The following is a 15,488-nucleotide window of genomic DNA, read 5'->3' on the forward strand; positions in this document are numbered from 1 at the left end:
ATAGGCTTTTATCAGGTGTTTTTGATTCATAAATTAAGAATTTTGATGCTAACAAAAAAATAAAAACGCTGATTTCCTTTTTGGTATAAAATATGTGCTTTCTATGACTGGGCAATTTTCTTAATCGAAAAATTACGAAATAGAAAGAGAGATTTCAAATCCATGCATCCATTCGGATTTTACTACGATGTCGATTTTTAAAGCATCTGCTAATTGTTTGACAAGATAGAGACCCATGCCTGTTGATTTTTTCCTTGTCTCTCCTGAATCACCTGTAAATCCTTTTTCAAAGATATGAGGCAGGTCGCAAGCTTTAACTCCACACCCATTATCCCTAATAATCAGGGTTTTGCGCCCCTTGTCACTTGACATAGAAATCTTGAGTTCTGGTTTGTCAGAGCTATATTTAAGGGCGTTGGCTAGTATTTGAGACAGGATAAATCCAAAACTGCGTTGATCGGTGTAGCAGGTTCCTTGTATGTTTTCTAACTTAATCGTAAAATTCTTTTCTTTGAGCAAGGGATCAAAGTTCTCCAAAAGATCTTGGATACACTCTTCTAGGTCAAGGTCTTCAAATAGAAAATCATTTTTCTCACTTTTCACCCTGTAGTAGAATAAGATCTGTGATACATTTCCTTGGATTTGATTTTTCACATAGTCCAATTTAAAAGCAGTATCCTCAGGTAGTTGGTCACTTTGATTGTCTAAAAGGAGGGAAAGAAGCGATAAAGGAAGTTTAATCTCATGCGCCCATTTTTCAACATAGTCCTCGTACTCGGCTAGTAATGAGTTGAGTTTTCCTATTTGAGCCTGCTTTTGATAAAGTGTATCTGCTATTTTTTCAATGCTTTCTTTCTCTGAGGCACTTGATAAATTCAATAATTCAAGCTCAGTATCGATCTTAGGATTGGCTATGAAGGCTTTATAAGCAGCGGCTTTTTTTCTTTCTTTTTTTATAAGTAAGAAAGATAGGATGAAAAAAAGCAGGACGGTGGCTAAAATATAGAGAAGGATGAGAGCTTGAAACATTCTCACATCTGAAAGCCAAAGCAGGACAGCTGTAAATAGATCAAATGCTAAGAGAACAAGTAACCAAGGCAGATAACTAGCTAGATATTTTAGATTATGTTTCATCTGGACTTACCTCTTCTAGCTTGTAACCAATACCTCTGACGGACTTGACTTTAAGGGCAATGCCAACCTGTTTCATCATCTTTTTCAGCCTTGCAATGTTTACTTGTAGGGCATTTTCATCGATGAACTCAGTTGTATTCCACAGTTTCATGCTTAGTTCTTCTTTTGTGACGACAGAACCAGTTGCCACTAATAAGGTTTCTAACAATTTCCCTTGGTTTTTAGGGAGTAAAATCGAATGTCCGTTGATATAAAGAGTATAGGTATTTCTATCCAGCAGGAAATTATCTTTTTCAAGCAAATTTTGTCTACCTTCATAGCGTTTCAAGATGTTTTCTATACGAGCCAAGAATCTTTCTTTCTTGAAAGGTTTTGTTAAGTACTCGTCAGCCCCTAATTTTAGGGCGTAAATCTCATCTTTTAGTTGTTCACGGGAGGTGAGAACCAATATGGGCACAGAGCGTTTGGACTTGAGATTCTTACAAATGTGGAAACCTGTTTCTCCTGGCAAATTCAAATCTAGTATGATTAAATCCGTATCGTATTGCAATACTTGCTGGCTTGTATCTTTGAAGTCAGTCAACTTATCAACTTGATAACCCGCATTCTCTAACAAAATGACAATTTCATCTCGAATCAAGGTTTCATCTTCAATAACCAGAATATGCTTCATACCGGCTCCTCCTTTTCCTATTTTATTCTACCTTATTCACCTCTTTTGGGTTCCATCAATGACAACAAGTACTTGTTGCTATTTTTCTTTACAATTCTTATATAGATGACTTCAAATCCAGCTAACAGCAGTATTATCACCATGGCTGTCATAAATTTCTGCCCCATGGCCATTCTTGCACTGGCTGGTAATATTCCTGTGAGGAGGGAGCTCACTCCGAAGCTACTACTGATAAGTGCAAGGGCTATTGGTAGACCAAAATACCAGTTGATTTGCTTTTCTGACGATTTACAAAGAGTTTCGTAGTTGGCTCCAAGATGGATCAAGGTTTGGTATCGTCTGTAGGATTGTCTTTGTCCCATCAAAAACTGAACGCCAATGATTGTATTTGCCACAACAAGGAAGATGATAGCCAGATAGATGGTGATATAGCTGGCAGAGATAATGTAAAATAATTGTCTTCCCATATTTTGTATATAGCTTTCATAGCCAAGAGAGGTTTGATTTAGCTTTTCATTGGTATCTGAGATAGCCCTCATCAGGCCTTTTTCCTTGACTAGCTCAGGAGCTAAGATACCGCTGACATAGTTCGAGTATCGACCGTCTGTATAGTTCATAAAGACTTCATCTGGGACTATGAGGGCAACAGAAATGGTTATTTCACGATCCGTTACAATCGGTAAAGACTGAACCTCTCCAATCAATTTTACATCATTTCCCATGACTTTGATTTGAGGCTTTGTCTTTAGGACAGAGTTGACGAGACTTTCATCTGGCAGAAAATCTTTCCCCATATACAAATATGCTTCCTTACTAGTTAATTCTAGAGGAGGGAGATTGGCAACCTTTCTAAGTTCATTGTATTCGGAAACTGGTATGAGGTGGGAAGTAGTAGACTGTTTAAATCTTTGGAGCAAAATTTCCTTGTTCTTGCTGTCTTTTTGCTTTTTCAACTCCTTGATAATCTCTTCGAAGGACACGGACTCGTGTTCTTTAGGTTTGCCTACTTTAATTTGCAGAATCTTTGAAAACTGTGATTCTAGTCCAGCAGCTTCAAGCTCTTTTTTTACTGTACTTACATCAAGATTTTCATCTGTATCCTGCTTGCTATCTCTAAATGTATAATCCAAAACGTGGGTTCGATTGCCTGAACTGCCACTTGCAATGGCAACACCTGCTCCAAAGAGGCACAAGGCAGAGAAGATTAAGAGGGAGCAGATAGCCAGTATAGTTGAGCGCTGGATAACTAATTCCTGAATCTGTCTAAAATTATAGGTGTGGAGTTTTCGATTGCTTCCAAGCTTGACCAAAAAGTCTATAAACAAACGCATACCAAAGAAGAGTAGTATAGTTCCTAGAGTTCCCAAGAGAACAGTGATGCCCATTGTTATGGCATTTTCCCAAGCTCGTCCACTCATCCCCAAGTAATAGGCTGTTCCTAGAAGCAAAATTCCGAGGACAGAAGCAAGAAGGTACACACCCTTGGGGAGTAGTTTCTTCATGCCTGAAGGAGAATAGGATAGCAGATCTCCGATTTGCTTATTGGCTGTTTTTGCACTTAAAAGAATAAAGACAGCTAATTTTACGGCTAGGAAACCGATGATTGTATAGAATAGAGCTGTAGTAGATAGAGAAAATTGATGTTCAATAATCCCTAGCCCAACAATTTTAGCGGTTATTAGGCTAATCAGTTCTGAAATCAAGATTGAAATTGGAAGACCTATTCCAAGAGCAAGGATACTGTTTCTCAAATCCTCGAGTAGGAGCAGCAAGAACAGTTTGCTTCTTCGCATCCCTAGCGTTAGATAGACACCAAATTCATGTTTTCTCCTTTCCATCTGCATACTGCTTGCGAAATAGACTAGAAAAAAGAGAATAAAGAGGGTTGCTACATAAAGAATGGGAATCATGCTAAAGAGTTTATTTACAGCGTCACTCTCTATTTGTTTGAGAAAGAACATCACATCTTGATGGGACAAAGAAAGGATGATGTAAAAGGAGATAATAGAAAGAACCATGGAACTGAAATACAAGCCATTATTCTTTCGATCCCTCTTGCTATTTCTTGAGACTAGTTTAGAAAACATTGCCATCACCTCCAGCCAGTGCAGACATGACCTTTAGTATTCTGTGGTAAAAATCTTCTTGACTTTCTCTTGGATAATCGCGTCGAATTTCATGGAATAGTTTTCCGTCTTGGATAAACAAGATGCGGTTGCAAAAGCTGGCAGCGACTGAATCGTGGGTCACCATGAGAATGGTGGTTTCTTCCACTTGATTCATTTCGGATAATTTTTGCATCAAAATGGTCGCATTTTTTGAATCCAAAGCTCCTGTGGGCTCATCTGCAAATACAATCTTAGGGTCTAAAATCAAGGCACGCGCAGCAGCTACCCTTTGCCGTTGACCACCTGATAATTGAGATGGGAACTTATCCAGAAGTTCAGAAATATCTAGATATTGGGAAAGCAATTCTAACCGAACCTTGCTTTCGTTGGCATCGACCTTGTGCAAAGACAAGGGGAGTAAAATATTTTCTTTGGCTGTCAGATTGTCCAAAAGCTCAAAATTTTGAAAGAGGTAACCAATTTCCTTGCCACGATAATCAGCTAACTGACTACCTTTTAACTGACCTAAATCTTTTTCTTGCATTTGAATGGAGCCGTCAGTTGGTTTGATGATAGTAGCGAGACAGTTAAGAAGGGTTGTTTTCCCAGAACCACTGCTCCCCATAATCCCTAAGAACTCACCTTTGACAACCTGAAAAGATATACCGTTCAAGGCTTTGGTGATATTCGGTTCTTTTCCATAATGCTTTTTTAATGATTCTACTCGTAAAATTGTTTCCATGTGAAACACCTCCATCTTTTGTTACTTTCATTATAATATGAATCAGAGTAGAATAACACTTACGGATGATGTAAGAAATCTTTAACATTAGGTTATTGGAGCTATACTTACTATATTATAGCATGGTTTCAAGGAATTTAAAAAGGATGGTGATAAATATCGTGCTCCAAGTGGCTATGACCTCACTCTCGAAGTAAAAACAGTTGAAACAAAGAAAGGTGACTTTGGAGGAGATAAAAAAGAAGACTACGATGTTAAGGAATACCGAATTGTTGATCACAATCATCAAGAGAAAACCTTTAACTATCATGGTCTCTTAACGAGTCAGACAGATGAAAAAGGCAATAAAACAAGCTTTGATTATAATGAAAATTACCAGCTGGTCAAGATTACATCTCCTACAGGCTTGGTTTATAGTATCACCTATAATACAGATGGCTATATTGGTGCGATTCAAATCCCTAATGGCTCAACTTTGACCTATGACAAGGCTCACCGTCTCACCGGACTCCGTCACATGGATAAGCAGGACAAACTCATCTCTAGCTACGGCTATGAGTATGACGATGGTGGCTATATCGCTAAGGAAACCATTAAGCAGGATGGCGAAACCCTAGTCCATACCTATACCTACGATACTCTGGGTCAAGTGGAAAACATGACCGTATCGGATGGAGCTGGTAAGGAACTCTCCAAGCTCTCCTACACCTATGACCTAGCCGGCAATAAGCTGACTAGCACCGAGACAGTTGATGGTAAGGAGAACCAGACACGCTTTACCTACGATGATCATAACCGCTTGACCAAACTAGAAAGTCCAGATGGTACCATCACCTATACCTACGATAAGAATGGAAATCGTATCGCTTCTGAGAAGAATTCAGAGAAGCTAGACTATATCTACGATACAGAGAACCGCTTGCTTGCAATCAAGGATAAGAAGGGTCTTCTCATGGCTGCACTTTACGACGGGGATGATAATCGTGTCTTCACTGCTAGTCGCAAGGAAGGCAAGAACACTTATCAGCTCTTCCAACGCAAACCAAAGGAAAGCAAGTCAGGTCGTAAGTCGCCATATACAGCCCCAAGTGGGGAAGAAAACTCTCTCTTTTGGTATGGATTTAGTCAGAATGTCCTCCAATCCCTATCCACCCTACCACAGACAATAGGAAGCATCTGGCACAGCATCTTTGACGATGTGTCGACAGCCTATCACCAGAAAGTGGCTAAGGATCGAGCGACCAAGGAGGGGATTGTCGTCAACCCACCAGAACTTGGAAACTTACCGGGTCAGGGAGAAGTGACCTATGCCAGTCAGGTTCAGGATGTCCTGATCCCTTATACCACACGAGAGGACACCTACAACTACTACGAGGAACGCAACTATGTCAACGATGTCAATCGTGAACATACAGAAGTCCTCGAAACCTATGACCATGATGGCAAGGCTCGTGAGACCTATAGCTATGGTCAGGGTCGAGCTAGCTACCTCAACAACCAAACAGGTGACAGCTACAACTACTTGACCAACCAGTCAGGCTCTGTGACAGGCTTGACCAAGGATGGACAAGCCGTCGCATCAAGCAGCTATAACCTCTATGGGGCAAGAAAGACAAGCACAGATACGACAGGGGATCCATTCGCCTATAACGGCAAGGATCTTGACGATACTGGACTTAATTATTCAGGATAGGGCTACCTCCATGAAGGTAGCCCTATTTTTTTGACTGTGAATGAATCGAAGCGATGGGATTACACAGAGTTAGAATTTCTTTTTGCTTTGACTGAGATACATGAGTATAGATTTGTGTGACTGAGATAGAACTATGTCCAAGAATTTGTTGAATGTATCGAATATCTACGTCGTTATCTAGAAGCATTGTTGCGAAACTATGTCTAAACATATGGGGGGTAATAGGTGTAGTTAAGTTATGTTGTTCAACAAGATTATTTAGAATTAAGCGTACACTTTGCTCTGATAATGGTTTGAGAGAATATTTTCCAGGGAATAGGTAGTCACTGGTTTGAAAGCAGTAGTTATTTATATATGTTTCTAATAAGCTAAATGTTATTTGATCTCCTAAAAATAGGATACGTTCTTTCTTACCTTTTCCCATAATATGGAGAGTCCTATTTGAAAGATTAATATTTTTGAGATGAATATGACAAAGTTCGGAAACCCTAATACCAGTTGAAAGTAATAAGGAAATGATTAGCAAATTTCTTTCAGCTATTTGTTTTTGATATATAGATTTTGAATAGGTAACTTTCTCTTCTAAATGTGAAAAAATACTTTTCAAAATGTCATAGGGAATTGTTTTAGGTAATATTTTTTCCGTTCTAAATTGAAAACGTAATTGATTAAAAGGATTCTCATCAACTAAATTCTGATATTTCAAGTAGTTGTAAAACACCTTCAAACTAGCGATTTTGCGACGTAATGTATTAGATTTAAGATTGGATTTTATCAAATGTTCAACATAGGTTTCCACACGGGTGTAATTTGAATTGTAAAATTGCAAAATATCATTTTTGTAAGCTCTAATCGTATGTGAACTTAAGCGTCTATGAGTTTCGCAGTGGTCTAAGAAAGTAGAAATAAGTGTATAATCCATGAATAACTCCTTTATCAATAATCATGCTATTATAAACTTATTTGGGAGCTTTGTATAGTGATAATAAATAGTTATCACTAGGAGAATACTATGGAAAAGACACCAAAAATTACGTTAAATAGTGAAGAAAAAGATTTTTTGTTCACTATTGATTCTAGGATTAAATCAATACTGCTTGAACTACCAGTACAATATCATGAGATACTTCAAGTGGTGAATGGGAGTCGTTTCAGACCGTTGTTAACATATTATGGTTATAAGTTGTTTTCTGAGAATCTAAATGAAAAAGTTTACAAATCTGCAATAGCTATTGAGTTAATTCATAAATCCTCTATTATTATTGATGATATTATAGATCAAGACGATAAAAGACATAGCATATACACAGTACATAAGCAATATTCTATTGATGAAGCCTTAGTAATCACAGTTTTTTTATTAGGAAAGTGTATTGAATTATTATCTGAAATTGATGATTCTACGATTAGGATATTTAGCCAAATGATTATTAGAATGTGTCAGGGAACAATACAAGAATTGAATATTGATATTAATGTAAGTATTGATAAAATAAAAGAAATCTTAGATAACCAAACTTCACAAGTTATTCAAAATTGTTTAGTGATTGGCATGAAATCATATGATCCTGAATTAGACAATCAACATTTAGCAATTATTGGTTATAAATTAGGCTACTTATTTCAATTACTAAATGATTGCGAAGCATACTTTAATCCTGAGTTCACTGTAAAATACAAAGGGAATCATAATTTTGATATTAATAAAAGTAGGAAAAATTTATGTTACGTTTACCTTGAACAGTTTCTCTCTAATAAAGAAAAATTGAGACTTCAGAATAAAGATAAGGTGACTAATATAGAAATTCTATTGAATAAATATAGTGTGTTAAAACATATAAAAAATGAAGTTTCGTTAATTGAGTTTGATATTAAAAAACAATGTGAAGTTTTAGAAAAAAATCACTCTATGGAAAGATTAAATTATTTTATTGATTATTCAATTAAATTAGCGAAGGTGAGAGCGGGGATTTATTAAAATAAAAGAGCAGAGATTGGAATTCTCTGCTCTTTTAACAACACTAATTTTGTGATAAAAATGGTTGAAGTAACCTATATAGATTTATCAAAATGGGGATGTAACCTATCGGATTGAGTGTTTTTCCATTGAATAACTGTGGAAAGTTCGGGGAATCTTTATAGAGTTTAAATAGTTCAATATAATCTTTATTAAGTTGTTTATTACTGTAATCAGTAATATCATATTCCTTTAGTTGCATTATTTTTATTTTTTTTATTATCTCTTTAATATATTTCTTCCAAAGATAGTCAAAAATTAAATAACCAAAGCCAATCAGTATAAAAATTATTCCCCAAGTAATTATAAATACTAGGTTATTAGGTGTATCTATTATTAATGTATATCCGGTAAATTTAATAGCAGATAGTGGAGTGGTTAAATAGAATAGAGCAGTATAAGCAATACCTAAAATTCCAAAATAATTACTAAATGAACTCATACTATCGGTAAATTTAACTATCCAATCACATTCAGATGGATTATGCAGGGAAATTGGTACTAATGAAATAAACTCTAATTTTGAAATTTTCCTTAATGTGAGAATATAAAGTATATACTTTAAATACAGTTGTATTGCAATAAATACAGTTAGAATTAAAGTAATTGCACCATAGATTGTAATTAGCTCCTGCAAGATAAGAACCTTTAATAATACTAGAGAAATGAAATAAATTAAACCAATTACAAAACAAATAGATATATTATACCATTTGTTTAGATAACTATTATTTTTACTGAATACTGGAAATAGTGGAAGATTATTGACTTTAGTACCTGAAATAGATGTTTTAAGGATTATTTCTTTTTTCATTAAATTTTGATATGTGATAATCTGGGCTAACAATAGAGAATTCACCCCGAAAACATATATATAATTGTATTTTAATGATGAATCAAAAATTGATACTATAATTCCAATAAAAATCCAACAAGTAAAAATAATTGTCCAAAAACATTTTTGAGATAAAATTATATCAATTATTTTTATTTCCATAGTATTCTCCTACCGATAACTATTTATTATCACTAGTATACCATAGATTCATATCTCCAATATGTTTTAGATTATACTTTTCTTACTTTTTTATATTCTCAAAAACTTTTTGAACAGATTCATAGAACCTTTTCTTCAATAACTAAATATATGGTATTATATCCATCAGCAACAATGCACCAAAAATGGTGCATTTATCTTTTTTATGTTATAATAGAAATAAATAAAAGGAGGAGTTACATGATTGGAGAAAATATAAAAACGTTACGTAAAACACATAAATTAACGCAACCTGAGTTTGCAAAGATTGTTGGTATCTCTCGAAATAGTCTGAGTCGTTATGAAAATGGGACAAGTTCAGTTTCGACAGAATTAATAGATCGTATCTGCAAGAAATTTAATGTTTCGTATATCGATATCGTAGGGGAGGAAAAAATGCTTACACCAGTAGAAGATTATCAGTTAACTCTGAAAATTGAAGTGATTAAAGAACGAGGGGCGAATATCTTAGCGCAACTTTATCGTTTTCAAGATGAACAAGGAATTGCATTTGACGATGCTTCTAATCCTTGGGTTCTAATGAGCAATGATCTTTCTGATTTGATTAACACGAAGATTTATCTTGTTGCAACTTTTGAGGATGTGGAGCGATATAATGGCTATTTGGATGGCATTGAACGTATGCTAGAACAAGCTAGTCATCTGGTGGTGGCTTAATGAAATTAGAAGAATTTAGTCAAGATGATTTTGAACGAGCATCCAAACGACTTATCCGTTCTTTAACTCGTGGTAAAACAACTTCGTCTCAGCCCAAGGCTATCTTGCTAGGTGGACAGAGTGGTGCTGGTAAGACAACGATTCATCGTGTGAAACAAAGGGAATTTCAAGGCAATATCATTATCATTGATGGAGATAGTTATCGCTCTTTTCATCCGAACTATCTTGGCCTACAGGAAAAGTATGGAAAAGATAGTGTGGATTATACCAAAGTATTTGCGGGCCAAATGGTTGAATATCTCGTAGATGAATTGAGTAAACAAGGTTATCATTTGATAATCGAGGGCACCTTGAGAACAACAGAAGTTCCTAGAAAAACGGCACAATTATTGATAACTAGAGGATATCAAGTCTCACTTGCACTGATTGCGACCAAGCCAGAATTGTCCTATCTCAGTACTTTGATACGTTATGAGGAGCTCTATGCTATAGATCTTAGTCAAGCTAGAGCGACTCCCAAAGAACACCATGATGGAATTGTAGAACATTTAGTTGATAACTTACGGGAGTTAGAAAATGACAATATTTTTAATCAAATTCAAATTTTTCAAAGGGATCAATCGTGCGTTTATGATTCGGAAGTAGATCAGATCTCAGCAGCAGAAGTTCTACACGAATGCCTATTTGGAAAATGGAGTAAGGTGGAGGAAGAGATGTTGAAGATGGGACAGGAACGGTTGAGAGAGCTGGGTATGAGAACTCCAAAATAGGAGAGAATTTTTATGTATTTAAAAAGTTTATCAATAAAAAATTATAGAAAATATGGCGAAGAAGTTCAGGTAATTAACTTCGCTCATAGCAAATGGCCGGAAATTCCAGAAGATGAAGATGAAACAGAGAAAATAAATATAACAGAAGAGTATATATCAAAAAGTTCGTCATTAATTGTAGGTAAAAATAATTCTGGTAAAAGTACAATTGTCAAATTATTGAATACACTACAAAATAGTAAGTCAGGTAGTCGTAGTGTTTTTAAATATACCGATTTTAATTTAAAAACATTATCAGATTGGTATCACGAAAATATTGACAATAAATCTGAAGAAGAGATAGAAAGTATTGATCAATCTTATTTTCCTAAACTAGAGTTTCAGTTGATATTAGGAATCGATGATGGAAATGATTTGATTTCAAGTTTCGAAGATATATTAGTTGTAAGTGGTATAAAAACAGTAGAAACTCAAGAAAATCAAGATATTGCGGAAGTAACTATCGATATTAAGTATGAAGTGGCGGATGAGAAATCTTTTAAAGAAGAGCTTATTAAACTAAAAAAAAGTAATTCAGAAACAGATAATCAGCAAGATAAAAATATCGTATATAAAAAAGAGATTCAATATCGACAATTTTTAGGTTTATTTAGCAGTAATTATTTTGTATTAAATTTTTATCCTATAGGAAAAGAGGAGCCTGCTAAAGAATTTTCTCTATCTTCATTGCTAAAGGTAGAAACAATAGAGGCAAATACGGTTAAAAATGACAAGACACTTTCGCAAGCTTACAATAAAATAGTCTCAACTTATATAAAAAATAATGATATAGCTACAATTGATAAATTAGTTGGTGCCATTAATTATCAAGTAAAGGATATGGTTGATACCAATATCAAGAATATTCTTCAGAGTGCAGTATCAAGCATTGAATCAACTAAGAATTTAAAGATGAATTTACATCCAGATGTAACTTTAGAGAAAATTTTTGCAAATAGTATTATTTATGAGTATCAAGAGGGAAATAATAATATACCTGAAAGCCAGTTTGGTATGGGATATACAAACTTGATGGTTATTATTGCAAAGATTGTTGACTACATTGAATTATACAGCAAGAAAGATATTAATGGTTCAGTAAATATTCTTTGTATTGAAGAACCGGAGTCGTTTATGCATCCCCAGATGCAGGAGCTGTTTATAAAGAATATTTCAAAAGCAATCGCTACCTTATTAGGAAAAAAACAGCAGCTAGATACATTTCAAATTATCATTACGACTCACTCAACACATATTTTGAACAGTAAGATTCAATCAGGAAATACACTTAATAATATTAGTTATCTAGGTCAAGCAGGTGTAAATAATATCATAAAGAACATAAGTGATGACGCAATAGTATCTGGTAGAAATATTGATAAAAAAGCTTATGAATATATCAAAAAATATTTAAGACTAGAGGTATCAGATATTTTCTTTGCTGATGCAGTTGTTTTAGTTGAGGGAGTTTCTGAAGAAACTTACCTGAGATATGAGATTGATAAACACCCAATATTGAAGAAGCATCATATTAAAGTTTACAGGATTGATGGAGCATACGCTCACCAGTTTATTAGTTTATTGGACTTATTAGAAATTAAAACTGTTATTTTTACAGATTTAGATTTAAAAAGATCTGAATCTGAAAAGAAAGTTGATATAAAAGATAATGATGATCCTGATCCTGATGTGATTCCACAAAACATATCAGATTTAGAGAGTAAATATGCAGCTGCAACGAGCTCCTTGAGTACGAATGGTACTCTGCAATATTTTATAAAAAAAGAGCTAAAAGATGAAGAAGCTAAATATGGTGAGATTAATAACAAGATAATCGAAAAGCTTAATAACAATGAAGAATTGATTATTGATTACAATAACATCACTATGTTCTCGCAAGGTAAAATAAATGGATATTATGCTACTAGCTTTGAGGAAGCAGTTGTTTTAACGAATGCAGGAAACGAAGATGAAAATAAATACAAGAAATCCTTGATTAAAGCACTACAATATGTCCATCCTAATATGAGGTATTTTGGTGATATTGATGAAACATCAGAAATAGCCGATAAATCTTATATGTATCAAGTTAAATTATCTGATGGAAAATCAAGGTTTTCTACTGGGATTGTATATTTATCTGTAACTGATGATGACTTCAGCCTTAAACAACCTCAGTATATTGAATCAGGTTTGAACTCACTTTGTAGTTATTTTAAGGAGTAAAATATGACATATACGATTAGTCCAGAAAATAAACAACTAGAGTTAGATATTCAGCAAAAAATTAATGAATGTTTAGATAACTTTGAGAGTTTTTGTTTTGATGCTGGTGCTGGTGCAGGGAAGACCTATGCACTTCAAAAATCAATTGAACATATTTTGAAGAGTGAGGGAGAAAATTTAAAGTTAAGAAATCAAAAAATCTTATGTATTACATATACTAATGCTGCAAAAGATGAGATTCTGGCTCGACTTGGAAAAAATTCTTCGGTAATAGTTTCCACAATTCATGAATTTCTATGGGGATTTATTTCTATTCAGCAAGAGTTACTGACTATAGAACATAAGAATAAAATAATTGATGAACTCCATGCTATTGATTATAAAATAAATGAAAATTCTCCTTCTAACAGTGTTAATCTAGTTGATTTCCAAAATAAGATTAATGATGATAAATTTATGAAAATTTTCTACAATACACCTAGTTCTCCTGCAGAGAATTTTAAAGCTATTATAAGAAAGCATGATAAATACTTTTCTCCCTATTTAAGTAATGTTAGTAAGTTTAGCAGTTTAGTTAAGGATATTAATAAAAAGTATAAACTCGAAATAACATTAAAGGAAATTGAAGATAAAGAATCTAAAAAAATCATTTATAATCCAGTTCAAAACCGTGATAAACTTGAAAATTATGTCATTAGTCATGACACATTATTACTTTACTGTAAAAATATAATTACCAATAAAGATATATTAAAGAGATTATTTTCGGATAGGTATCCATATATTTTAATTGATGAGTACCAAGATACAGATGAAAAAGTTGTTGCTATTATTGATAGTATCAGGGAATATTCAAATTCTCGGAAAAAGTTAGCAGTAGGATTTTTTGGTGACTCCTTGCAAAATATTTATGGTTCAGGAGTGGGGATTCTTCCAAATAAACATGAATATAAAATCATTGAAAAAAAATTTAACCGACGTTCTTCTAAGCAGATTGTCGAGTTAATTGAAAAAATTAGAAATGACAATTTTGGTCAACAGTCTATATATAATGATTTTGATAATGGTTCTTATAATTTTTATGTCGCTGGTGATGAGTTTAACTTAGATACTTTTTTACAGGAAAATCAACTAATTAATAATACTGCTTGCCTTCTTATGAAAAATGATGATATTTCTAAAGCAAGAGGATTTGATGAATTATTATCAGTACTGAAAAAGTTCCCAAGATTTAGTGGCAATAACTGGGATAATGTAAACAGTGAATTTCTACAGAAAAATCTACAACATATGGGGTGGTTCTTGAGAGAAATTCTAATTTTTATAGACTTTATTCAAAAATCAACAGATTGTAATTCAACTGTTAAGGAAGTTATTCAATTTATAGCAACGTCTAAATCATCACTAACTTTTGCAGTGTTGAAACAGTTTATTGACAATTTGAGAGAGATTAATCCATCAATACTTACAATCGATGAATGTCTTAGTAGAATCGTTAATATTCAAGAAGAAATATCAGGTAAAGAGATTTTAAGAAAAATATTTTCCATAGATGATACAGCAGACAACATTCTACTGAATATAAAGAATCGTGCTTATGATTATTTTTACTATTCTCAAGATTCGGAGGAATCGGAAAGAGAAACGGCAGTTGTTGATGAATTTTTTAATCTAGATATTTCTCAATTTATCAAGTGGTATAATTATATTTTTGATAATTTGAAAAATGAAGGAATTAGCTATTACACATTGCATGGCTCAAAGGGGCTAGAATTTGATAATGTAGTTGTTGTGCTACAAGATAAATTTGCAAAAAAAGAAAATTATTGTAAGTATTTTTTTGAAAAGTATAATACTTCAATTGATTCTGATTCACAATTTCAAGAAGTTCGCAATCTTTTATACGTTGCTTTTTCAAGAGCTAAGAAAAATCTTCATGTAATTTATAAAAATAATACTCCAGAAAATTTATTAGCGAATATAAAGGATATTTTTCAAGAAATTCACAATTTAAATTCATATTAGACATATGTTTATGAAGTTTTACTCTTTCATTTTTTATGTAAGTAGAAAATTTAAGTTGGACTATACTTGTAAAGTAATTCTAGCTGATTCCTAGATAAGATTATATCATCAAACTGATTTTGAAAAAATATAAATATAAGATGTACAAAACAACAATTTAAATGGTGTGAACTTTTCGGTAAAATCTAGCTCAATTCGTGTATTTTTAGTGTAAAATTCACACCATTTAAATGAAATTTATTCAAATTAGATGAAATTCTGTTTTCTGTAAATGTTGGAAAACATTGATTTTAAGACCATCTTGAAACTTATTCAAATAGAAATGTTTCCAACCAGGTCTTAAGAAA

At 33.5% G+C, this 15,488-nt stretch carries 12 protein-coding genes; 6 read left to right on the forward strand and 6 right to left on the reverse strand.

The features are described from left to right. Positions 1–132 precede the first annotated feature (132 nt). The 4 genes from AB8E63_RS03435 to AB8E63_RS03450 are packed head-to-tail and all read right to left on the reverse strand — an operon-like array spanning position 133 to position 4,657. On the reverse strand, positions 133–1,134 hold the full coding sequence (locus AB8E63_RS03435; RefSeq protein WP_368909949.1) for a sensor histidine kinase: 1,002 nt from the start codon (positions 1,132–1,134) through the stop codon (positions 133–135). Continuing rightward, complete coding sequence (locus tag AB8E63_RS03440) at positions 1,124–1,807, reverse strand: response regulator transcription factor (RefSeq protein WP_070677588.1); 684 nt, start codon at positions 1,805–1,807, stop codon at positions 1,124–1,126. Before AB8E63_RS03440 ends, AB8E63_RS03435 begins: the two co-directional genes overlap by 11 nt. Before the next feature lie 32 nt (positions 1,808–1,839). Further along, positions 1,840–3,894, reverse strand: coding sequence for an FtsX-like permease family protein (locus AB8E63_RS03445; RefSeq protein ID WP_368909950.1), 2,055 nt, complete (start codon positions 3,892–3,894; stop codon positions 1,840–1,842). Continuing rightward, entirely contained in the window at positions 3,884–4,657 is a 774-nt protein-coding gene (locus AB8E63_RS03450) for an ABC transporter ATP-binding protein (RefSeq protein ID WP_004251193.1), read from the reverse strand. Before AB8E63_RS03450 ends, AB8E63_RS03445 begins: the two co-directional genes overlap by 11 nt. 268 nt (positions 4,658–4,925) lie before the next feature. Between AB8E63_RS03450 and AB8E63_RS03455 the strand changes: the two genes are divergently transcribed. After that, positions 4,926–6,350: an RHS repeat domain-containing protein gene (locus AB8E63_RS03455; protein ID WP_368910019.1), complete on the forward strand. Its 1,425-nt coding sequence runs from the start codon at positions 4,926–4,928 to the stop codon at positions 6,348–6,350. Between the two features lie 22 nt (positions 6,351–6,372). Here the strand turns inward: AB8E63_RS03455 and AB8E63_RS03460 are convergent, their stop codons facing one another. Further along, positions 6,373–7,272, reverse strand: a complete 900-nt coding sequence (locus tag AB8E63_RS03460; protein WP_368909952.1) for a tyrosine-type recombinase/integrase — start codon at positions 7,270–7,272, stop codon at positions 6,373–6,375. A 90-nt stretch (positions 7,273–7,362) separates the two neighbouring features. Between AB8E63_RS03460 and AB8E63_RS03465 the strand changes: the two genes are divergently transcribed. Continuing rightward, positions 7,363–8,328: a polyprenyl synthetase family protein gene (locus AB8E63_RS03465; RefSeq protein WP_004253947.1), complete on the forward strand. Its 966-nt coding sequence runs from the start codon at positions 7,363–7,365 to the stop codon at positions 8,326–8,328. 43 nt (positions 8,329–8,371) lie between these two features. On the opposite strand, the gene AB8E63_RS03470 is transcribed toward AB8E63_RS03465, so the two are convergent. Beyond that, on the reverse strand, positions 8,372–9,364 hold the full coding sequence (locus AB8E63_RS03470) for a hypothetical protein (RefSeq protein ID WP_368909953.1): 993 nt from the start codon (positions 9,362–9,364) through the stop codon (positions 8,372–8,374). A 240-nt stretch (positions 9,365–9,604) separates the two neighbouring features. Here AB8E63_RS03470 and pezA point away from each other — a divergent pair, with 240 nt between their 5' ends. Genes pezA through AB8E63_RS03490 form a run of 4 tightly spaced genes read left to right on the forward strand, consistent with a single transcriptional unit; the run spans position 9,605 to position 15,141 of the window. Next, on the forward strand, positions 9,605–10,081 hold the full coding sequence (gene pezA, locus AB8E63_RS03475; protein WP_004253951.1) for a type II toxin-antitoxin system antitoxin PezA: 477 nt from the start codon (positions 9,605–9,607) through the stop codon (positions 10,079–10,081). Then, complete coding sequence (gene pezT, locus AB8E63_RS03480) at positions 10,081–10,851, forward strand: type II toxin-antitoxin system toxin PezT (protein WP_368909956.1); 771 nt, start codon at positions 10,081–10,083, stop codon at positions 10,849–10,851. Before pezA ends, pezT begins: the two co-directional genes overlap by 1 nt. 12 nt (positions 10,852–10,863) lie before the next feature. After that, positions 10,864–13,116, forward strand: coding sequence for an AAA family ATPase (locus AB8E63_RS03485; protein WP_368909957.1), 2,253 nt, complete (start codon positions 10,864–10,866; stop codon positions 13,114–13,116). A gap of 3 nt (positions 13,117–13,119) precedes the next feature. Then, positions 13,120–15,141, forward strand: a complete 2,022-nt coding sequence (locus tag AB8E63_RS03490) for a UvrD-helicase domain-containing protein (RefSeq protein ID WP_368909959.1) — start codon at positions 13,120–13,122, stop codon at positions 15,139–15,141. Positions 15,142–15,488: the final 347 nt, after the last annotated feature.

Origin of the sequence: Streptococcus sp. oral taxon 061 (assembly GCF_964211575.1) — a bacterium.
In the GTDB taxonomy this organism is placed as follows: Bacteria; Bacillota; Bacilli; order Lactobacillales; family Streptococcaceae; genus Streptococcus.

What these genes read in the sequence shown, in the direction of transcription:
- AB8E63_RS03435 (WP_368909949.1), bottom strand. Translation starts at nt 1,134, where the DNA reads ATGAAACATAATCTAAAATATCTAGCTAGTTATCTGCCTTGGTTACTT.
- AB8E63_RS03440 (WP_070677588.1), bottom strand. Translation starts at nt 1,807, where the DNA reads ATGAAGCATATTCTGGTTATTGAAGATGAAACCTTGATTCGAGATGAA.
- AB8E63_RS03445 (WP_368909950.1), bottom strand. Translation starts at nt 3,894, where the DNA reads ATGTTTTCTAAACTAGTCTCAAGAAATAGCAAGAGGGATCGAAAGAAT.
- AB8E63_RS03450 (WP_004251193.1), bottom strand. Translation starts at nt 4,657, where the DNA reads ATGGAAACAATTTTACGAGTAGAATCATTAAAAAAGCATTATGGAAAA.
- AB8E63_RS03460 (WP_368909952.1), bottom strand. Translation starts at nt 7,272, where the DNA reads ATGGATTATACACTTATTTCTACTTTCTTAGACCACTGCGAAACTCAT.
- AB8E63_RS03465 (WP_004253947.1), top strand. Translation starts at nt 7,363, where the DNA reads ATGGAAAAGACACCAAAAATTACGTTAAATAGTGAAGAAAAAGATTTT.
- AB8E63_RS03470 (WP_368909953.1), bottom strand. Translation starts at nt 9,364, where the DNA reads ATGGAAATAAAAATAATTGATATAATTTTATCTCAAAAATGTTTTTGG.
- pezA (WP_004253951.1), top strand. Translation starts at nt 9,605, where the DNA reads ATGATTGGAGAAAATATAAAAACGTTACGTAAAACACATAAATTAACG.
- pezT (WP_368909956.1), top strand. Translation starts at nt 10,081, where the DNA reads ATGAAATTAGAAGAATTTAGTCAAGATGATTTTGAACGAGCATCCAAA.
- AB8E63_RS03485 (WP_368909957.1), top strand. Translation starts at nt 10,864, where the DNA reads ATGTATTTAAAAAGTTTATCAATAAAAAATTATAGAAAATATGGCGAA.
- AB8E63_RS03490 (WP_368909959.1), top strand. Translation starts at nt 13,120, where the DNA reads ATGACATATACGATTAGTCCAGAAAATAAACAACTAGAGTTAGATATT.